At 63.6% G+C, this 18,366-nt stretch carries 15 protein-coding genes; 8 read left to right on the top strand and 7 right to left on the bottom strand.

The window, feature by feature from the left end; genetic code table 11:
• Positions 1-28 precede the first annotated feature (28 nt).
• From ACNFHO_RS20120 to ACNFHO_RS20100, 5 genes are all read right to left on the bottom strand, one after another.
• Complete coding sequence (locus tag ACNFHO_RS20120; protein WP_416767153.1) at positions 29-1,021, bottom strand: ornithine cyclodeaminase family protein; 993 nt, start codon at positions 1,019-1,021, stop codon at positions 29-31.
• A complete protein-coding gene (locus ACNFHO_RS20115) occupies positions 1,018-1,983 on the bottom strand; it encodes a threonine/serine dehydratase (protein ID WP_416767152.1) in 966 nt (321 codons plus the stop codon). Before ACNFHO_RS20115 ends, ACNFHO_RS20120 begins: the two co-directional genes overlap by 4 nt.
• Before the next feature lie 108 nt (positions 1,984-2,091).
• Positions 2,092-2,733, bottom strand: coding sequence for a helix-turn-helix transcriptional regulator (locus ACNFHO_RS20110; RefSeq protein ID WP_231100279.1), 642 nt, complete (start codon positions 2,731-2,733; stop codon positions 2,092-2,094).
• Complete coding sequence (locus ACNFHO_RS20105; RefSeq protein WP_054895459.1) at positions 2,730-3,026, bottom strand: winged helix-turn-helix domain-containing protein; 297 nt, start codon at positions 3,024-3,026, stop codon at positions 2,730-2,732. The genes ACNFHO_RS20110 and ACNFHO_RS20105 overlap by 4 nt, the downstream gene beginning before the upstream one ends.
• 13 nt (positions 3,027-3,039) lie before the next feature.
• Positions 3,040-3,540, bottom strand: a complete 501-nt coding sequence (locus tag ACNFHO_RS20100) for a M48 family metallopeptidase (RefSeq protein ID WP_054895460.1) — start codon at positions 3,538-3,540, stop codon at positions 3,040-3,042.
• 130 nt (positions 3,541-3,670) lie between these two features.
• Between ACNFHO_RS20100 and ACNFHO_RS20095 the strand changes: the two genes are divergently transcribed.
• From ACNFHO_RS20095 to ACNFHO_RS20060, 8 genes are all read left to right on the top strand, one after another.
• Positions 3,671-4,576, top strand: a complete 906-nt coding sequence (locus ACNFHO_RS20095; protein WP_054895474.1) for an AraC family transcriptional regulator — start codon at positions 3,671-3,673, stop codon at positions 4,574-4,576.
• 173 nt (positions 4,577-4,749) lie between these two features.
• Positions 4,750-6,060, top strand: a complete 1,311-nt coding sequence (locus ACNFHO_RS20090) for an ABC transporter substrate-binding protein (RefSeq protein WP_125931255.1) — start codon at positions 4,750-4,752, stop codon at positions 6,058-6,060.
• An 81-nt stretch (positions 6,061-6,141) separates the two neighbouring features.
• Positions 6,142-7,065 (top strand): carbohydrate ABC transporter permease, encoded by a 924-nt coding sequence (locus ACNFHO_RS20085; RefSeq protein WP_416767151.1) that lies wholly within the window; start codon positions 6,142-6,144, stop codon positions 7,063-7,065.
• Between the two features lie 10 nt (positions 7,066-7,075).
• Positions 7,076-7,909 carry a carbohydrate ABC transporter permease gene (locus tag ACNFHO_RS20080; protein ID WP_416767150.1) on the top strand — a complete coding sequence of 278 codons (834 nt, stop codon included), beginning with the start codon at positions 7,076-7,078 and terminating at the stop codon, positions 7,907-7,909.
• A gap of 157 nt (positions 7,910-8,066) precedes the next feature.
• Positions 8,067-9,179, top strand: coding sequence for an ABC transporter ATP-binding protein (locus tag ACNFHO_RS20075; RefSeq protein WP_054895464.1), 1,113 nt, complete (start codon positions 8,067-8,069; stop codon positions 9,177-9,179).
• Positions 9,180-9,200: 21 nt separating this feature from the next.
• Entirely contained in the window at positions 9,201-10,676 is a 1,476-nt protein-coding gene (locus ACNFHO_RS20070; RefSeq protein ID WP_416767149.1) for a mannitol dehydrogenase family protein, read from the top strand.
• A 16-nt stretch (positions 10,677-10,692) separates the two neighbouring features.
• Entirely contained in the window at positions 10,693-12,183 is a 1,491-nt protein-coding gene (xylB, locus tag ACNFHO_RS20065; protein ID WP_416767148.1) for a xylulokinase, read from the top strand.
• Positions 12,184-12,224: 41 nt separating this feature from the next.
• Positions 12,225-13,157: a carbohydrate kinase family protein gene (locus ACNFHO_RS20060; protein WP_416767147.1), complete on the top strand. Its 933-nt coding sequence runs from the start codon at positions 12,225-12,227 to the stop codon at positions 13,155-13,157.
• A 38-nt stretch (positions 13,158-13,195) separates the two neighbouring features.
• Here the strand turns inward: ACNFHO_RS20060 and ACNFHO_RS20055 are convergent, their stop codons facing one another.
• Together ACNFHO_RS20055 and ACNFHO_RS20050 are read right to left on the bottom strand one after the other, a co-directional pair.
• Positions 13,196-15,991, bottom strand: coding sequence for an RHS repeat-associated core domain-containing protein (locus ACNFHO_RS20055; protein ID WP_416767146.1), 2,796 nt, complete (start codon positions 15,989-15,991; stop codon positions 13,196-13,198).
• A gap of 77 nt (positions 15,992-16,068) precedes the next feature.
• Complete coding sequence (locus ACNFHO_RS20050) at positions 16,069-18,210, bottom strand: putative bifunctional diguanylate cyclase/phosphodiesterase (protein WP_416767145.1); 2,142 nt, start codon at positions 18,208-18,210, stop codon at positions 16,069-16,071.
• Positions 18,211-18,366: the final 156 nt, after the last annotated feature.

The following is an 18,366-nucleotide window of genomic DNA, read 5'->3' as shown; positions in this document are numbered from 1 at the left end:
AGGCAACGGCAGCGGACGATGATGTCATTTAGCCTCTATTTTGGCCGAACTCTGCGAGCAGGTCTCCTTGGCGGCTTGCCCCAAGGGACATCAATGCACACCGCGCGATCTGCGCGTCTTGCACCGCCACGCCGGTCAGGTCAGCCAACGTGATCGCGGCATCCTGCGTACGACCACTTGCCTGCCCAGCCAGCAACGCGCCGATCTCGATCAGGTCCCCAGGTGCAATGAGCCCGGCCTCCAAGGCGTGGGACACCTCGCCGTAGCGGCTGCATTGCCCGACAGCGTCCACCACGATGCAATCGGCGGCAGCTACCAGCGCCGGGTCGAGCTCCTGCTTGCCCGGCCCATCGGCTCCCACCGCGGTGATATGGGTGCCGGGCTGTATCCATTCACGCTGCAGCAGCGGCTCGCGCGAAGGCGTGGTACAGACGATCAGGTTGGCGGACTCGGCAAGCTCGCGGGCCTCATGAGTGGTGCGTACCTCGAAGCCCAGCCCTTCGGCGAACCGTCGATAGTCCGCAAGCCGCCCGGCATCGCGGCCCCAGGCGATCAGACGGCGGCAGTCGGTGACCGGTAGCAGTTGTTCGAGCTGCATCCGCGCCTGCACTCCGCTGCCCAGTACACCGATTGCCCGTACCTTGCGCGGCGCCAACAGGTGGGCGACGACACGCCCGGCCAGTGCAGTGCGCAGGCAGGTCAGCCAGCCTTGGTCCTGGAGCAGCGCCAGCGGTTGGCCGGTTCTGGCCGAAAACACCAGCATCAAGCCATCGTTGCTTTCCAGGCCCTTGGACGGGTTGTCGTAGAAACCGGTGGAGACTTTCACCGTGAAGGTATCGCTGCCCTGCAGCCAGGCGGACTTCACGCAGCAGTCGCCGTTTTGTTCGGTGAAGGCGAAATTCTGCACCGGTGGCACATGGACCTTGCCCGCGGAGAAGGCGATAAAACCCTCTTCGATGAGGCGTACCGCCAAATCCCGGTCGAGGATTTCGACCAGTTGCGCCTTGTCGATGATCCTCATTGGATCGCCTCCAGGAACTTCTCCAGCACGATGTTGCGCCCGCACAGCACCACCGCGACCTTCTTGCCCTGGAACTCACCAGCCAGTTTCTGCATGCCTGCGACGGCAACCCCTGCCGCCCCTTCGATGATCCAGCGGTCGTGGGCTGCGACGTCGCGCATGGCTGCGCTGATCTCAGCCTCGCTGACCAGCACGGTGCGATGCAGCAACTGCTGGCACAGGGGGAAGGTGATGGCGCCGGGCTCGACGCCGCCGGCCGTGCCGTCCGACAGAGTATCGAGTTCTTGCATCTCGATGATCCGCCCCTCCTCCAACGAGCGCTGCAGGGTGGGTGCGTTGGCCGGCCAGCAGCCGATGACCTGCACCGAGGGTGCAAGCGCGCGCAATGCAGCGCCAATGCCCGAGATCAAGCCACCACCACCGACAGCGACGAAAACCGCGTCCAGGTCCGGCGCCTGCTCGAACAGCTCCATGCCGATGGTGCCCTGGCCAGCGATGATCTGCGCGTCGTTGTAGGGAGAGACGAAAGGCTTGCCCTGCAGCTTGGCCTGGCGAGCCGCCTCAAGCTCGACCGACAGCGGGTCACTGTCAAGTTCGATAACCTCGGCCCCCAGGCCGCGCATGGCCCGGATCTTCAGCGGCGAGGCGCTGCTGCTGACGTACACGGTGACCGGCACACCCAGCAACTGCCCGGCCAGTGCAAGGCCCTGCCCGTGATTGCCGGAAGAGGCGGTGATCACGCCAGCCTGACGCTGCGTAGGGTCGAGCAGGCGCAGCTTGTTGCTGGCCCCGCGGAATTTGAAGGAACCGGTGCGCTGCAGGTGTTCGCACTTGAGATGGACATCGCATCCGCTCTGGTGGGAGAGCCCCGGACTGTGGCTGAGCGGCGTGACCACCACCTGGGGACGAAGGGCTTCATGGGCTTCGCGGATGGCGTGGGGCAGGGTGTCCAGGATGGTCATGGGGGCTCCTTGGGCGATGCGCAGGGGCAAACGCTACGATGTAGAATTAAATTCTACCGTAGACTATTTTTCCAGGCATTGAAAGCCTGTCGTTTGCCAGCGATGGCCTCAGCCTTCGCGCAACGCCTTCACATACTTGTATACCGTCGCCCGCCCCATCCCCAGCACGTTGGCCACGTAGTCATGGGCGCTCTTGCCGCGGAACGCGCCCTCCCCGTGCAGCGCCTCGACCAACTGCCGCTTCTGCTCGCGGTCCAGCCCGCCCAGGCTCAATCCACGCGCCTGCAACCAGGCATGCAGGAAGGTGTTGATGCGCTCCTGCCAGTCGTCGCGGAACAATGCCTGCGGTTGCGGCAACAGGCGGCTGGCCTGGAAGAACGCCTCCAGCGCATCGCGCGCCTGCTCGAGAATCGAAACGTTGAGGTTGATGCAGATCAGCGCCTCGGGCTGGCCGCTGGCGTCGCGCATCACGCTGCTGATCGAACGGATTTTCTGCCCGTTCCAGTTGAGCTTTTCATACGGCCCCAGGCGGGTGCTGTCATCGAGCTGGCTGGGCAGGTCGTCGAGCCCGGAATCATCGCCGAGCTGGCGCTTGGAAATGTTGTTGGCGATATGCACCACCGTCTGGCTGGCCAGGTCGTGCACCACCACTTCGGCATGCGGGAACAACAGGGCTGCGATGCCCTCGGCCATGGCGGCGTAGTTGCTGAAGCGGCTGGACGACATGAACGGGTCCTGGAGGGTGGTCATGGATAGCCGAGCACTTCGCGAATAGTGCGCAGGTGCTGGATGATCCACTGCTTGTCGATCGCACCCCATTCACGGATGCGGTAGTGGCCAGCGTGGTTGCGCGCGCCGCTCTGCTGCTCGAATTCGCAGACGATATCCAGGTCGGCGAGCGCGGCGATGGTGTCTTGGGCAGTACGCCGCGGCATGCCGGTGGCTTCCATCAGCGCGGGCACGCTGGTGGCGGTCTGACTATCGATCAGCCAGGCCACGTAGAGACGGCGATAGAAGCTGCTCTTGGTCTTGCTCACGTCCATGCTGATGGGATCCTCATGCATTGCCTGGCAATTCGCGCCAGGTCAGGTAGACACGCAAGTCGAACTCCAGTTGATGGTAGTCCGGCTCCATGTGCTGGCACAGCTGGTAGAACGCCTTGTTGTGGTCGCGCTCACGCAGGTGTGCCAGCTCGTGCACCACGATCATGCGCAGAAACTGCGGCGCCGCGTCCTTGAACAACGAGGCGATGCGGATTTCCTTCTTGGCCTTGAGGTTGCCACCCTGCACCCGCGACACCGCCGTGTTCAGGCCCAGAGCCCGGTGGGTGAGGTCGAGGCGATTGTCGTAGAGCACCTTGTCCAGCGGCGGCGCGCTGCGCAGGTACTGCTGACGCAGGTCTTGGGCATAGAGGTACAGCGCCTTGTCGCTCTGCACCTCGTGGCGCGCGGGGTAGCGCTGCTGCAGGTAACCGCCCAGGCGATCGCTGGCGATCATCTGGCGGACCTGTTCCTGCAGGTGCGGGGGGTAGGCTTGCAAGTAGCGTAGGGTGGTCATGGGGTGGGAGTTTACCGAATTGGTGAGGGCCTGTGGTTGGCAGGTCTGGCCCTTTCGCGGGCAAGCCCGCTCCTACAGGACGCAAAATTTGGCTAGGATGCTGTATTCGCCCCTGCTCGAAGCACTCACCATGCCCAAAGCCAGCAAGATCACGGACCCGTCCTATGAACTGATGGACGACCACGAAGGCCATTCGCTGATCTACCGCCAGCACGGTTTCCCGAGCCCGCTGGTGCGTTGGCACTTCCACAAGGAATACGAGCTGCACCTGATCGTCGCCAGCTCCGGCAAGGTGTTCATCGGCGACTACATCGGCAACTTCGCCCCTGGCACGCTGTTTCTCACAGGGCCAAACCTGCCACACAACTGGATCAGCCAGGTGGCCGCCGACGAGGTGGTCGACACCCGGGACATGCTGGTCAACTTCACCGACGAAGTGCTCGAGCAAGGCAGCCAGGTGTTCTCCGAGCTCAACCAGCTGACGCCACTGCTGGCCCGTGCCAGCTATGGCATCGAATTTCGCGACCCGCGCCTGATCGCCGAGAGCCAGCAACTGATGCAACGCATCTCGCAAAGTGCCGGCATGACGCGCCTGGGATACTTTTTTATCCTCATGGAACAGCTGGCTGCCTGCGAGGACTACCAGCTGCTGTCCACCGTCACCTCCTCGCAGCTGGCCGATGAACACAACGTCGACCGCATCAACCGCGCGGTGGACTACATCTTCCAGCACTACGCCCAGGACCTCACCCAGAACGAGGTCGCCGAACACCTTGGCATGACTCCCACCTACTTTTCGCGCTTCTTCAAGCAGGCCGCCGGGCGTGGCTTCGTCGAGTTCGTCAATCGCCTGCGGATCAGCAAGTCCTGCGAGCTGCTGGCGCGCAGCGACCTGCCGGTGACCGAGGTGTGCTTCGAATCCGGCTTCAGCAACCTGTCCAACTTCAACCGGCGTTTCCAGCAGCTCAAGGGCATGACACCGTCGGGCTACCGCAGCCTGGTCACCCAGCGCCTGACCGAGCAGAACCTTTCCTGAAACGTTTGAGCAGTGCATCACACTGCAAATACCCCAGTGCAAAAAAGTATCGGCCCGCGTGCAGTCGAGGCTTTGTTGCGCTGGCGATGCAGGAGTGTAATCGGCAACCAGCGACACAAAAAAAACAATAGTGACTTCCGCGCCGCCCTGCGGTCCGGAAGAGGAGTTCAACGATGAACGACTCGATCAAGGCCTGCGTGGCCGTTGCCTGTCTGAGCCTGCCGGTGTTTGCCCAGGCTGCCGAAACCCTGACCATTGCCACCGTCAACAACAACGACATGATCCGCATGCAGCGGCTGTCCAAGGTGTTCGAGGAACAGCACCCGGACATCAAGCTCAAGTGGGTGGTGCTCGAAGAGAACGTCCTGCGCCAACGCCTGACCACCGATATCGCCACCCAAGGCGGGCAGTTCGACGTGCTCACCATCGGCATGTACGAAGCCGCGCTGTGGGGCGCCAAGGGTTGGCTGGAGCCCATGAAGGACCTGCCTGCCGACTATCAGCTCGACGATGTCTTCCCTTCGGTGCGCGACGGCCTGTCGGTCAAGGGCACGCTCTACGCCCTGCCCTTCTATGCCGAAGCCTCGATCACCTACTACCGCAAGGACCTGTTCCAGCAGGCCGGGCTGCAGATGCCCGAGCAACCGACCTGGACCCAACTGGGCGAATTTGCCGCCAAGCTCAACAAACCCGAAGCCGGCCAGTACGGCATCTGCCTGCGCGGCAAGGCCGGCTGGGGTGAGAACATGGCGCTCATCGGCACCCTGGCCAATGCCTTCGGCGCCCGCTGGTTCAACGAGCAGTGGCAGCCGGAGTTCACCGGCAGCGAGTGGACCAAGGCGCTGAACTTCTACGTCGACACCATGAAGCAGTACGGCCCGCCCGGCGCCTCCAGCAATGGCTTCAACGAGAACCTGGCGCTGTTCAACAGCGGCAAGTGCGCGATGTGGGTCGACGCCAGCGTCGCCGGCTCGTTCGTCACCGACAAGAGCCAGAGCAAGGTCGTGGACGATGTGGGCTTCACCTTCGCGCCGAAGGAAGTCACCGACAAGGGCGCGACCTGGCTGTATTCCTGGGCGCTGGCGATCCCCACCAGTTCCAAGTCCAAGGACGCGGCCAAGACCTTCAGCACCTGGGCCACCTCCCAGGCCTATGGCCAGCTGGTCGCCGACAAGGAAGGCGTGGCCAACGTGCCGCCAGGCACCCGTGCCTCCACCTACAGCGAGGCCTACCTGCAGGCCGCACCGTTCGCCAAGGTCACGCTGGAGTCACTGAAGAAGGTCGACCCCAACCATCCGACCCTCAAGCCTGTGCCCTACGTGGGTATCCAGCTGGTGACCATTCCTGAGTTCCAGGCCATCGGTACCCAGGTTGGCAAGCTGTTCTCCGCCGCCCTGACCGGCCAGATGAAGCCTGAACAGGCGTTGGCTGCCGCCCAGTCGTCCACCGAACGCGAGATGAAACGCGCCGGCTACCCCAAGTAGACCGCCACTGACCGCCAGCACGCCGCCCTCGGTGTGCCGGCGGCCGGCTGCTCGCCTCTTTCTGCCGTACACGGAGTCGTCATGAACACCTCGGCCCTCGACACCCCGACCCACGCCCCCGCCCGCCCCGGCAAACGCCGCGTCGGCCCCGGCTGGTTCCTGGTCAGCCCTTCGGTGGCGCTGCTGCTGTTATGGATGATCGTGCCCCTGGGCATGACCCTGTATTTCTCGCTGATCCGCTACAACCTGCTGTACCCCGGCGAGAACGACTTCGTCGGCCTGGAGAACTTCAGCTTCTTCGTCACCGATGCCGGCTTCCTGCCCGGCGCCCTGAATACCCTGACCCTGGTCGGCAGCGTGCTGGCGATCAGCGTGGTGCTCGGCGTGCTCATCTCTGCATTGCTGGAGGCTGGTGAGTTCTGGGGCCGCGGCGTGGTGCGCGTGCTGCTGATCTCGCCGTTCTTCATCATGCCCACGGTCAGCGCGCTGCTGTGGAAGAACCTGATCTTCCACCCGGTGTCCGGGATCCTCGCGGCGGTCTGGCGCCTGTTCGGCGCGCAGCCGGTGGACTGGCTGGCGCACTATCCGCTGTTGTCGATAATCCTGATCGTGTCGTGGCAATGGCTGCCGTTCGCCATCCTGATCCTGATGACCGCCATGCAGTCGCTGGACCAGGAACAGAAGGAGGCCGCACGCCTGGACGGCGCCGGCCCGCTGGCGATCTTCTGGCACCTCACCCTGCCGCACCTGGCGCGGCCGATCGCCGTGGTGGTGATGATCGAGACCATCTTCCTGCTGTCGGTGTTCGCCGAGATCTTCACCACCACCAGCGGCGGGCCGGGCTACGAGTCCACCAACCTCGCCTACCTGATCTACAACCAGGCATTGCTGCAGTTCGACGTCGGCATGGCGTCGGCCGGTGGCCTGATCGCCGTGCTGATCGCCAACATCGCCGCCATCGTGCTGGTGCGCATGATCGGCAAGAACCTCACCGAGCGCAGCTGAGGAGCCCGCCATGCTGACACTCAAGCAAACCCGCCGCCTGCGCGATGCGCTGATCGGCCTGCTGTGCTGGGGCATTGCCCTGGCGATCTTCTTCCCGATCCTCTGGATGCTGCTGACCAGCTTCAAGACCGAGCTCGACGCCTTCGCCACGCCGCCGCAGTTCATCTTCCACCCGACGCTGGAGAACTACCTGCACATCAACGAGCGCAGCGACTACTTCGCCTACGCCTGGAACTCGGTGCTGATCTCGTTCTCCGCAACCCTGCTGTGCATGCTGATCGCAGTGCCTGCGGCCTACTCGATGGCGTTCTTCGAAACCCGCCACACCAAGCGGACGCTGCTGTGGATGCTGTCGACCAAGATGCTGCCGCCGGTGGGGGTGCTGATGCCGATCTATCTGCTGGCCAAGCAGTTCGGCCTACTCGATTCACGGCTGTCGCTGATCATCGTCTACACCCTGATCAACCTGCCGATCGTGGTGTGGATGGTGTACACCTACTTCAAGGACATCCCCGTCGACATCCTCGAAGCGGCGCGCCTGGACGGCGCCGGCACCTGGCAGGAAATCTTGCGCGTGCTGCTGCCGATCGCCCGTGGCGGCCTCGCCTCGACCGTGCTGCTGTCGCTGATCCTGTGTTGGAACGAGGCGTTCTGGTCGCTCAACCTTACTTCTTCGGCCGCCGCACCGCTGACCGCGCTGGTGGCCTCCTACTCAAGCCCCGAAGGCCTGTTCTGGGCCAAGCTCTCGGCCGTCTCGACCCTGGCCTGCGCACCGATCCTGATCTTTGGCTGGATCAGCCAGAAGCAGCTGGTGCGCGGGCTGTCGTTCGGAGCGGTGAAATGAATACCCCCAATTACACCATTTCTGTAGGAGCGGGCTTGCCCGCGAAGCAAACACTGCGATGCATGGCACCGGCTATGCCGGTGTTCGCGGGCGAGCCCGCTCCTACAGGATTCTGCAAAACCTCATTTTTTCCTGGCCACTGCACAGGTAACTCGACATGGCTGACCTGAAGATCCGCAACCTGCAAAAAGGCTTTGATGGCCACGCCATCATCAAGGGCATCGACCTGGACGTGCACGACCGTGAATTCGTGGTGTTCGTCGGGCCATCCGGCTGTGGCAAGTCGACCTTGCTGCGCCTGATCGCCGGCCTCGAAGAGGTCAGCAGCGGCAGCATCACCCTCGATGGCGTCGACATCACCGACACCGCTCCGGCCAAGCGCAACCTGGCCATGGTGTTCCAGACCTACGCCCTGTATCCGCACATGACCGTGCGCAAGAACCTGTCGTTCGCCCTGGACCTGGCGGGCGTGGCCAAGGCCGAGGTCGCCAGCAAGGTCGACAACGCCGCGCGCATTCTCGAGCTGCAACCGATGCTCGAGCGCAAGCCGCGCCAGCTCTCTGGCGGCCAGCGCCAGCGGGTGGCCATCGGCCGGGCGATCGTGCGTAACCCGAAGATCTTCCTGTTCGACGAGCCGCTGTCCAACCTCGACGCCGCCCTGCGCGTGCAGATGCGCCTGGAGCTCTCGCGCCTGCACAAGGAACTGGCGGCGACCATGATCTACGTGACGCACGACCAGGTCGAGGCGATGACCCTGGCCGACAAGGTGGTGGTGCTCAACGCCGGTCGCATCGAGCAGGTCGGCTCGCCGCTGGAGCTGTACCACCATCCGGCAAACCTGTTCGTCGCAGGTTTTCTCGGCACACCGAAGATGGGCTTCCTGCGCGGGCACCTGAGCCGCAGCCAGGGCAACCAGTGCGAGGTCGCCCTCGAGTGCGGCGCCCGTATCGCCCTGCCGCTATGCGCAGGCGAACTGGCCACCGGCAGCCAGATCACCCTGGGCATTCGCCCGGAGCACCTGAGCATCAGCCGCAGCGGTCACGGCGAGCATGGCTCGCTGCAGGTCACCGCCGATGTCAGCGAACGCCTGGGCAGCGACAGCTACTGCCACGTGCGCAGCGCCTCCGGCGAGATGCTCACCGTGCGGGTCCGCGGCGACTTCGCGCCCGAGTACGGCGAGCAACTGGAACTGAGCTTCGATCCGGCGCACTGCCATCTGTTCGACAGCACCGGCAAGGCCCTGGACAAACGACTGCAACAGGCGGCCTGAGCCGTCTTCAAGGATTTTTCGATGAAACTCAACCAGCGCAATCTCGACAAGCTGGCGACCGCGGTCGCACGCCCCGCCTATGACCCGGCGCAACTGCGCCAGGGCATCGTGCACATTGGTGTCGGCGGCTTCCATCGTGCCCACCAGGCCGCCTATACCGACGCCCTGATGAACCGCGGCGAAGCCCTCGACTGGGCGATCTGCGGCGCCGGCCTGCGCAGCGAAGACCGCGCCATGCGCGACGCCCTGGCTGGCCAGGACCACCTCTACACCCTGTTCGAGCTGGGCGAAAACCCCGACACCGAGGTGCGTGTAATCGGTGCCATCAGCGGCATGCTGCTGGCAGAAAGCGACAGCCAGGCATTGCTCGACAAACTTGCCGACCCGGCCATCCGCATCGTCTCGCTGACCATCACCGAGGGCGGCTACTGCATCGACGACAGCACGGGCGAATTCCTCGAGAACCTGCCGATGATCCAGCACGACCTGGCCACGCCTGACCAGCCGCACAGCGTATTCGGCTTTCTCTGCGAGGCCCTGCGCCGTCGCCGCGAGGCCGGCACCCCGGCGTTCACGGTGATGTCCTGCGACAACCTTCCCCACAACGGCGACGTGGCGCGCAAGGCACTGCTGGCCTTCGCCCACCTGCTCAACCACGACCTGGCCCAGTGGATCGATCGGCACGTCAGCTTCCCCAATGCCATGGTCGACCGCATCACCCCCATGACCAGCGACGAACACCGCCGCCAACTGGCCGAGCGCCATGGCGTCGAGGACGCCTGGCCGGTGGTCTGCGAGCCGTTCCTGCAGTGGGTGCTGGAGGACAAGTTCGTCAGCGGTCGCCCGGCCTGGGAGAAGGTCGGCGTGCAGTTCACCGACGACGTCACGCCCTATGAAGAGATGAAGATCAAGCTGCTCAACGGCAGCCACCTGGCGTTGACCTACCTGGGCTTCCTGCAGGGTTATCGCTTCGTCCACGAGACCCTCGCCGACGACCTGCTGCGCCGCTACATGCGCACCTTCATGGACCAGGACGTCACCCCGCAACTGGCGCCGGTGCCAGGCATCGACCTGACGCACTACAAGGACAGCCTCACCGAGCGCTTCTCCAACCGTGCCATCGCCGACCAGCTGGAGCGGGTGTGCTCGGACGGCTCGTCAAAATTCCCCAAGTTCATCGTGCCCACCGCCAACCGCCTGATCGCCGACGGCAAGCCACTGGAGCGCGTGGCGCTGGTAGTCGCAGCCTGGGCGCTGTACCTGGGCGGCAAGGATGAAAAGGGCAATGTCTACAGCATTCCCGATCCGCGCGCGGCACAGTGCCAGGCCCGTGTCGTCCAGCGCGAAGGGCTGGCTGCCCGGGTGCTGGGCGACGAGGCGATCTTCGGCACGGCGATCCCCAACTCGCGGGCCTTTGTCGAGGCCTTCGAGCGCCTGTACGACAGCTTGCGTGAAGTCGGCGTGAGTGAAACCCTGCGCCGGGTACTGGGCGACTGAGACGGAGCACGGCGATATGGACGGACTGTTCCTCGGCATCGACTGCGGCACCCAGGGCACCAAGGCCCTGGTGCTCGACGCAGGCAGCGGCCGTGTACTGGGGCTGGGCAGCGCGGCACATGCGGCGCCGCAGGGCGACCACGGGCGCCGCGAACAGGATCCGGCAGACTGGCTGCAGGCCCTGCGCACGGCGGTAGCCAATGCCCTGACCGACGCCGGGGTCAGCGGCCATGCCATCCGCGCACTGGCCGTGTCTGGCCAGCAACACGGCCTGGTGATGCTCGACGACCAGGGCCGAGTGCTGCGCCCGGCCAAGCTCTGGTGCGACACCGAGACCACCGCGGAAAACGACGAATTGCTGGCCGCCCTCGGCGGCGCCGCAGGCTCGCTGGAGCGCCTGGGGCTGGTGGTCGCGCCGGGCTATACGCTGTCAAAGCTGCTGTGGAGCCAGCGCCATCACCCCGCGCTGTTCGCCCGCGCCGCACACCTGCTGCTGCCTCACGACTACCTCAACCATTGGCTCACCGGCCGTGCCTGCAGCGAACCTGGCGACGCCTCGGGCACCGGCTACTACGATGTGCGCAATCGCACCTGGGCTGCCGATGTGCTGGCGCTGATCGAGCCCGGCAAGCGCCTGCTGGCGGCACTGCCCGAGCTGGTCGAACCCGGCGACTGCATCGCCACCCTGCAGCCCTCGGCAGCCCGGGCGCTGGGCCTGGACACTGGCGCCTGGGTGGCCAGCGGTGGGGGCGACAACATGCTCGGCGCCATCGGCACCGGCAACATCCATCCCGGCATGATCACCCTCAGCCTGGGCACCTCCGGCACCCTTGCCGCACACCTCGACGAGCCACACGTCAGCCCCCACGGTGAAGTCGCGACCTTCTGCGGCTCATCCGGCGGATGGCTGCCGCTGATCTGCACCATGAACCTCACCAGCGCCTGCGCCCTGGTGCAAGACCTGTTGCAGCTTGACCTGTCGGCGTTCAGCGAGCTCGCCGCACAAGCCCCGGTCGGCGCCGACGGCCTGTTGCTGCTGCCATTCTTCAATGGTGAACGCGTGCCGGCACTGCCCGAGGCCAGCGCCAGTCTGCACGGCATGACCAGCAGCAACCTGACCCGCGCCAACCTCTGCCGGGCGGTGCTCGAAGGCACCTGCTTCAGCCTGCGCTACGGGCTCGACCTGTTGCGCGCCAGTGGCCTGCAGGGGCAGGAGATCCGCCTGGTCGGCGGCGCGGCGAAAAGCCCACTGTGGCGCCAGACGCTCGCCGACCTGCTCGGCCTGCCGGTGGTGTGCCCGCGCCAGACCGAAGCCGCCGCCCTGGGTGCTGCCATCCAGGCCGCCTGGAGCCTGGGCCGAAAGCTCGGCGAAGGAGACAGCCTGCAGGCCCTGTGCCAGCGCTGCGTCGAACTCGACGAAAGCACCCGCACCACACCCCGGCCCGCACAGCAGGCGGCCTACGAAACAGCCTATCAACGTTATCTTTCGCATCTGCCTGCGCACTGATCGCAGGTATCCTGCCCGCTTACTTCGTTTCGGAGAATTTCATGTACCTGGTCTGTGGCGAAGCCCTGTTCGATGTGTTCAGCCTGGATGACAGCCCGCGCAGCAGCGAGCTGGGCTTCAAGGCGATTGCCGGCGGTTCGCCGTTCAACGTCGCGGTCGGCCTGCGCCGGCTAGGCGTGGATTCGGCGTTGTTCGGCGGGCTGTCCAGCGACTACCTGGGCACACGCCTGCGTCGGGTGCTGGAAGAGGAAAAGGTCGATTGCAGTTACCTGGTGACCAGCGATGCACCGACCACCCTGGCCATGGTCGGGCTGGATGCCAACGGCTCGGCGCAGTACCAGTTCCGCGGCGAAGGCTGCGCCGACCGGCAGGTGCGCCTCGAACACCTGCCGGCGCTCGATGACCAGGTGCGCGGCCTGCACGTGGGCTCCTACACCCTGGTGATCACGCCAGTGGCGGATACACTACTGGCGCTGGTGCAGCGCGAAAGCGCACACCGGCTGATCAGCCTCGACCCCAACGTCCGCCTCAACCCGCAGCCCGACGTGGCGTTGTGGCGACGCCAGGTGCAAGCCTTCGCGGCCCACGCCCACCTGATCAAGGCCAGCGAGGAAGACCTCGCGCTGCTCTATCCGGATCGCACGCCGTCCGAGGTGGCCCGTGGCTGGCTGAACGACCGCTGCCGACTGGTGTTCGTCACCCACGGTGCAGACGGCGCCAGCGTACATTGCGCGCACGGCTCATGGACACAACCTGCGGATGCCTCGCTGGCAGTGAAAGACACGGTAGGCGCTGGCGATACCTTCCAGGCGGCAGTGCTGAGCTACCTCGCCCGCCTGGGTGCAGACAGCCCCGCAGGGCTGGCGGCGCTGGAGCGGGAAACGATCGATGGCATGCTGGGCTTTGCCATTCGTGCGGCGGCGATCACCTGCTCACGAGTTGGACCGGATTTGCCGTTTGCGGATGAGTTGTAGCCAAGCCGCACATCATCCGAGCATCGTCTTAACCGGAACTATGCGTTGCGCAGTCGACGCGACTCTCGTCGCAGCGCCTGCCATCGCGAAAAACGGTCGCGATGCTCAGATTTAGATTTGTATGCGCTCCACTTCCACGGTGATGTCTGCCAAGGTGCCGAGACTTCCCATCCGCCTTTGTAAAAGTGAATTTTTCCACGCAACGCATGCCTGTTTCGAAAGGCATAACGTAACTCGCTCGCACTAACAGAATGTCCAAACTCACCCTTTTTCGTGACGACCGCCGACGTGTTCAAGTCATCCAGGACAAAATGAATTTTTTGCCCAGCGTTATGGGCTGCCATATATAAACCCAGTTTCGACCCTCGCTTCCATAGTAACTGCGGCCCGGTGTCATCCACCCACCAATCATGAAAAGGACTTTCTCCCCACCGCCGTGAAACGTCGCCATAAATAGTAGAAATGTTAAATTTTTCATTTTCCCGGCCTGCTGAAAAATAGCTATCCCAGAGCACATAATTGCCAAAGGCCAATTTCATTACATCTAAAAGCCTGGCATCCGTACGAACAGCGTTTAAAACCTGTCTTGGAGAAGCATCATCCGGCAGTTCAAAGTCCGCCAGTGCTTTCAATCGGATGGCTTTCGCGATCGCTAGATTATAGTGATCGATCGTCAAAGCGGATTTGTCATCGATGCCCTTGTAACCATCGACAACAACCCTTAGATAATTGTGACGCGGGTCGCTCAGGCCATAGATGAGATCCCCTCGGCTCTCGTCGAGATTAAAGCTCATGATCCTCAGACCTGAGGCGTCGAAATTCCCTACGGGATTGTTGTTCAACATTTGATATAGATTAGGACCATCAATAGTCCCTGCAGGATCGGGGTTTAACCATCGCCCCACCCATGGCTGGTAATAGCGATACCCGTAGTAATAAAGCCCTGTCGCATCTCGCTCCCGCCCCGAATAGCGAACCGTCTTGTACTCCACGTCGATACGATGACGCCCCGCCAGAATCGCCGTCCCGCCAAAGGGGTAGTACTCCTCGAAGCTGATGACACTGCCTTCGCCATTGAGCTCCAGCCCGACGCTGCCGATCAGGCTGTCATAGCCAAAACGCACCTGGTCGTTATCGACCCCCTCCGGTTTACCCGCCTCCCAACGCAACGCCCGCACCTGGGCACGCCCAGCCTCGCCCATCACCACCGTGTGCAGACTCTCCTGCACGGCGCCGTCAACCAGGGTGATACGCAGCTCAAGCCCCGGCAGATACAGCGTGCGCAGCGCCTTCAGTGATCCACCTTGCTGCTGATGACTCACCTTGAGCACACGCTGCCTGCCAGCGTCGTAGCGATAGCTTTCCTGAGTACCGCCTGCAACCCGGCGCAACTCGCCGCGTGCCGTCCACTCAAGCGGCTGTCCCGGCAGCAGCACACGCTGCTCGCCCCCTGCGGTGAACAGCGCTTCGACCTCGTCCGGATTGCTGGCCAACGTACTCGACACGCCGCGATTACTGCACTGGCTGACGGTGATTGCAGTGACGTAGTTGTTGTTCGTAGCCGGTGCACTATGACGGACATGCGTGAGATTGCCCGCGCTGTCGTAGGTATAACTCCGGGTGTAGAGGGTATAGGCCGAATCATCCACCGGCAGCGGTACCAGCACGCTTGGCAGATGATTGCCCTGCTGCCCGGCATTGGCCATCTCACGACCGCTGGCGAAGACCAGTTGATACAGGCTGTCGTAGCGGTACTCGCTTTGCGCGCTGATCTTCTGGTTGCGCCAGAAGCGCGTCGGCTCGGCGTCGTTGGCCAGCCCGACGACGTTGCCGACAGGGTCATAGCGATAGTGCAGGTCCTGCAATCGCTGGCCTTCGCTGGTCTGGCGAGTGGTCCGCACGGTCGCCAGGCGCAGGGTCGTCGGTTCGTAGGTGTACACAGTGACGATGCCGTTGCCATGCACCTCATGCTGCTTGCGTCCACCCGCCAAATAACTCACCGACCTGACGATCTCACGCTCTGGCGCGCCTTTGAGCATCAGCCAGTTGGCCGCCAGGGCGCCTGCCACATCGTAGGCGCTGCGCTGTTGATGGCCTGCGCAGTCCAGCACGGTGAGGCCCTTGCCTGTGGCGTCTACCTGAGTGCGAGTCGTGTAGCGTTGATCCTCCAGCAGTGCGTCCCAGGCCTCCGTGGCCTCACCTTGCCAGTCAACGCACAGAGTATCGTCGTCACCACCCTTCAACAGTTTGCGCTGCACACAGAGGACTGCGCCGCCGAGAGCGTTGGCGAGCATGGAAACGCGCCCGGCTGGATCGTAATGGGCAATCCGAGTGCCGGCCAGGTTGCGGGCTTTCTCTTGCGCCTCATTGCCGCCGTACAACACACGCTCACTGGTACGAGGGATATCGCCAGCAACCTGCTCGCTAACCCCCAACAGACGCCCAGGCATATTGACCGGTTCGTAGCGCAGGGTCCGGGTCACGGCTTCGGCGAAACTGTCCTGCCCATCCAACGCCCTGCCAATACGGCTCACCAAGAACAAGTCGCGCCTGGCCGCGTCTTTCAAATCGAGGCTCACCCCCGCATCGACGCTTTGCGTGCGTATGACCTGGCCTGTCAGGTCGTGCCCATGGACGAAGTTGGCAACACCTGCGTCATGCAACCGTGGATCAGTGATCTGTGCCAATCGCCCTGCCGGACTGAAAACCTGTCGCGTGATACGCGTATCGGCGTCCAATGGCGACGCACGGTGATACTCGACCTCACGCACCGCTTGGCGCCGATTGTCGAGTACCTTGATCGAGGGGGTCTGCTGGAACAGTGCGCTGCTCACCACCTTTTTACCTGCCATTCATGGCTGGAGAGGCAACAGTCGCCCACAACGACCGGAACAGACAACTGGCAGATTTATCAGGTCAGGGAGGCAGGCGATCCAGCCTGCGCCCACGGATACACCGCCGGAAAACCACGCGCATCCCCTGCCGTCATTGGCCGCGCAACCAGGAAGCCCTGCACGTAGGCGCAGCCGCTGTCGCGCAGCCACTGCGCTTGGACGCCTGTTTCCACGCCCTCGGCGATCACCGTGATGCCGTAGTCGGCGCACAGCGCGATGACACTGCGCACCAGCGCCGTATCGACCTTCGAATCGGGCAGGCGGGCGACCAGGTTACGGTCGAGTTTCAGGGTGTCGATCGGCAGGTCGCGCAGCATGCGCAGCGAGCAATCCCCTGCGCCGAAGTCATCCAGCGCCACGCGCACGCCCAGCTCGCGCAAACGCGTCACCTGCTTGGCCGCCGCGTCGATGTCGTACATCAACGAGGTTTCCGCCACCTCCACTTCCAGTTGCGCAGGCTCCAGGCCATGCTCCTGGATCGCCCGCCGCAATTCATCGACCAGGTTCGGCTGGGTGAACTGCGCGCGGCTCAGGCTGATACCCAGCACTACATCGTCGGCGAACACCTGACGCCACTCGTGACGCTGGGCCGCGCCCTTGCTGTAGATCCAGCTCGCCAGCCGATGGATAAGACGCGCCTCCTCCAGCAACGGAATGAACAGCCCCGGCGGTACATCGCCGACACTGGGGTGCTGCCAGCGCAGCAGCGCCTCGAAGCCACGCAGGCGTCCGTCGGCGAACCCCACCTGTGGCTGGTAGACCAAGGTGAAGTCCTTGTGCTCAATGGCGGTGCGCACACTATCCTCGAGCATCAGCCGCGAACGCGCGCGGCCGTTGAGCTCCTGATCATAGAAGCGATACTGCTGGCGCCCGGCGCGCTTGGCGGCATACATCGCCGCATCGCCAGCGCGCAGCAGGCCTTCGACGGTGGCGCCGCAATCGGGATAGGTGGCGATGCCGATACTGACGCCAAGAATGACATCTTGGCCGTCCACCTGCGGACAGCTGGACATGCGCTCGATCAGGGTCTCGGCGTACCGGCCTGCGTGCTCCGCATAGGGCAAGCCATCGAACAACGCCGTGAACTCATCGCCGCCCATGCGCCCGAGCAGCGCCTGGCTGCCCAGGCACTCCTTGAGTTGTTCGGCGACCCAGCGCAAGACCCGGTCGCCCGCCTCGTGGCCCAACGAATCGTTGATTCGCTTGAAACCATCCAGATCCATGTACATCAAGGCCTGGACCTTGCCGGATCGTTCGTTGCGCAGCAATGCACCTTCTGCCGTCTGGTAGAAACCGCGGCGGTTGAGCAGGCCGGTCAACGGGTCGGTCACCGCCTGGTGTTCCAGTTGCTGGTGCAGGCTGCGCACCACCGACATGTCCAGTACGGTCACCACCATGGCCTTCTGTTCAGCGGGCAACGGCGCGCACGACAGCGCCACCGGAACCAGCGGCCCCTCGGGCGGACGCAACTGGGCATCGTGCACGCGGAAGATCTGCCGCCCAAGGTAAGCCTGGTAGAAGTCCGAGTCGCGCCACAACGCGGCGCTGGGCAGTTGGATCAGGTCCAGGAGATGGGCGCCCTGCAGTTTGTCCACCGGCACCTGCAGCAGACGCGAGATGGCGGGGTTGGCAAAGCTGATATCGCCCGCCTCGTCAACCACCAGGATACCCTCGGCGGCGTTCTCCAGAATCGAGGCATTGAATGCGCGGGCCGACTCCAGTTCACGGCTCAGTCGCTGCAGCATGCGGCGGTTGCGCTGCTGTTCGAGCAAGGCCTGCACCTTGGGCTTGAGGATCTGCGGATCGAAGGGCTTGAACAGGTAGTCCACTGCACCACTGGCATAGCCCTTGAGCACGGCGGCTTCGGACTGTTCGTTGGCGGTAAGGAAGATGATCGGGGTCAGGCGCGTGCGTTGGCTGCCACGCATCAGGCGGGCGACCTCAAAGCCATCCATCTCGGGCATCTGTACATCGAGCAGGACCAGGTCCACTTCGTGTTCCAGCAACGTGCTCAGGGCTTCCATTCCTGAGCTTGCGGTGAGTACTTGCCAATCCTGCCGGGCTAGCAAAGCCCGCATGCTGATCAGGTTTTCCGGGTAGTCATCGACCACCAGCAGTACTGAGCTGCCTTCCGGTGCCGCGGGTTGAGCTCCATCCATGCCGCTTCTCTTGTCCGACCGACTTCGTCTTGTAATTGGATCCGATTCTCTACTCTAGACGCGACTTTGCAGGACGCAATGCAATCAGTTCGCTATCAATGGTTAAAGTGAAAATAGCCGACTAATGGTCAGCGCGCCTTGGCTTTTGCATATGTC

Source organism: Pseudomonas sp. NY15374 (genome assembly GCF_048068255.1).
Lineage (GTDB): Bacteria > Pseudomonadota > Gammaproteobacteria > Pseudomonadales > Pseudomonadaceae > Aquipseudomonas > Aquipseudomonas machongensis.
This window is presented reverse-complemented; position numbering and strand designations above follow the sequence as displayed.

What these genes read in the sequence shown, in the direction of transcription:
- ACNFHO_RS20120 (WP_416767153.1), bottom strand. Translation starts at nt 1,021, where the DNA reads ATGAGGATCATCGACAAGGCGCAACTGGTCGAAATCCTCGACCGGGAT.
- ACNFHO_RS20115 (WP_416767152.1), bottom strand. Translation starts at nt 1,983, where the DNA reads ATGACCATCCTGGACACCCTGCCCCACGCCATCCGCGAAGCCCATGAA.
- ACNFHO_RS20110 (WP_231100279.1), bottom strand. Translation starts at nt 2,733, where the DNA reads ATGACCACCCTCCAGGACCCGTTCATGTCGTCCAGCCGCTTCAGCAAC.
- ACNFHO_RS20105 (WP_054895459.1), bottom strand. Translation starts at nt 3,026, where the DNA reads ATGGACGTGAGCAAGACCAAGAGCAGCTTCTATCGCCGTCTCTACGTG.
- ACNFHO_RS20100 (WP_054895460.1), bottom strand. Translation starts at nt 3,540, where the DNA reads ATGACCACCCTACGCTACTTGCAAGCCTACCCCCCGCACCTGCAGGAA.
- ACNFHO_RS20095 (WP_054895474.1), top strand. Translation starts at nt 3,671, where the DNA reads ATGCCCAAAGCCAGCAAGATCACGGACCCGTCCTATGAACTGATGGAC.
- ACNFHO_RS20090 (WP_125931255.1), top strand. Translation starts at nt 4,750, where the DNA reads ATGAACGACTCGATCAAGGCCTGCGTGGCCGTTGCCTGTCTGAGCCTG.
- ACNFHO_RS20085 (WP_416767151.1), top strand. Translation starts at nt 6,142, where the DNA reads ATGAACACCTCGGCCCTCGACACCCCGACCCACGCCCCCGCCCGCCCC.
- ACNFHO_RS20080 (WP_416767150.1), top strand. Translation starts at nt 7,076, where the DNA reads ATGCTGACACTCAAGCAAACCCGCCGCCTGCGCGATGCGCTGATCGGC.
- ACNFHO_RS20075 (WP_054895464.1), top strand. Translation starts at nt 8,067, where the DNA reads ATGGCTGACCTGAAGATCCGCAACCTGCAAAAAGGCTTTGATGGCCAC.
- ACNFHO_RS20070 (WP_416767149.1), top strand. Translation starts at nt 9,201, where the DNA reads ATGAAACTCAACCAGCGCAATCTCGACAAGCTGGCGACCGCGGTCGCA.
- xylB (WP_416767148.1), top strand. Translation starts at nt 10,693, where the DNA reads ATGGACGGACTGTTCCTCGGCATCGACTGCGGCACCCAGGGCACCAAG.
- ACNFHO_RS20060 (WP_416767147.1), top strand. Translation starts at nt 12,225, where the DNA reads ATGTACCTGGTCTGTGGCGAAGCCCTGTTCGATGTGTTCAGCCTGGAT.
- ACNFHO_RS20050 (WP_416767145.1), bottom strand. Translation starts at nt 18,210, where the DNA reads ATGGATGGAGCTCAACCCGCGGCACCGGAAGGCAGCTCAGTACTGCTG.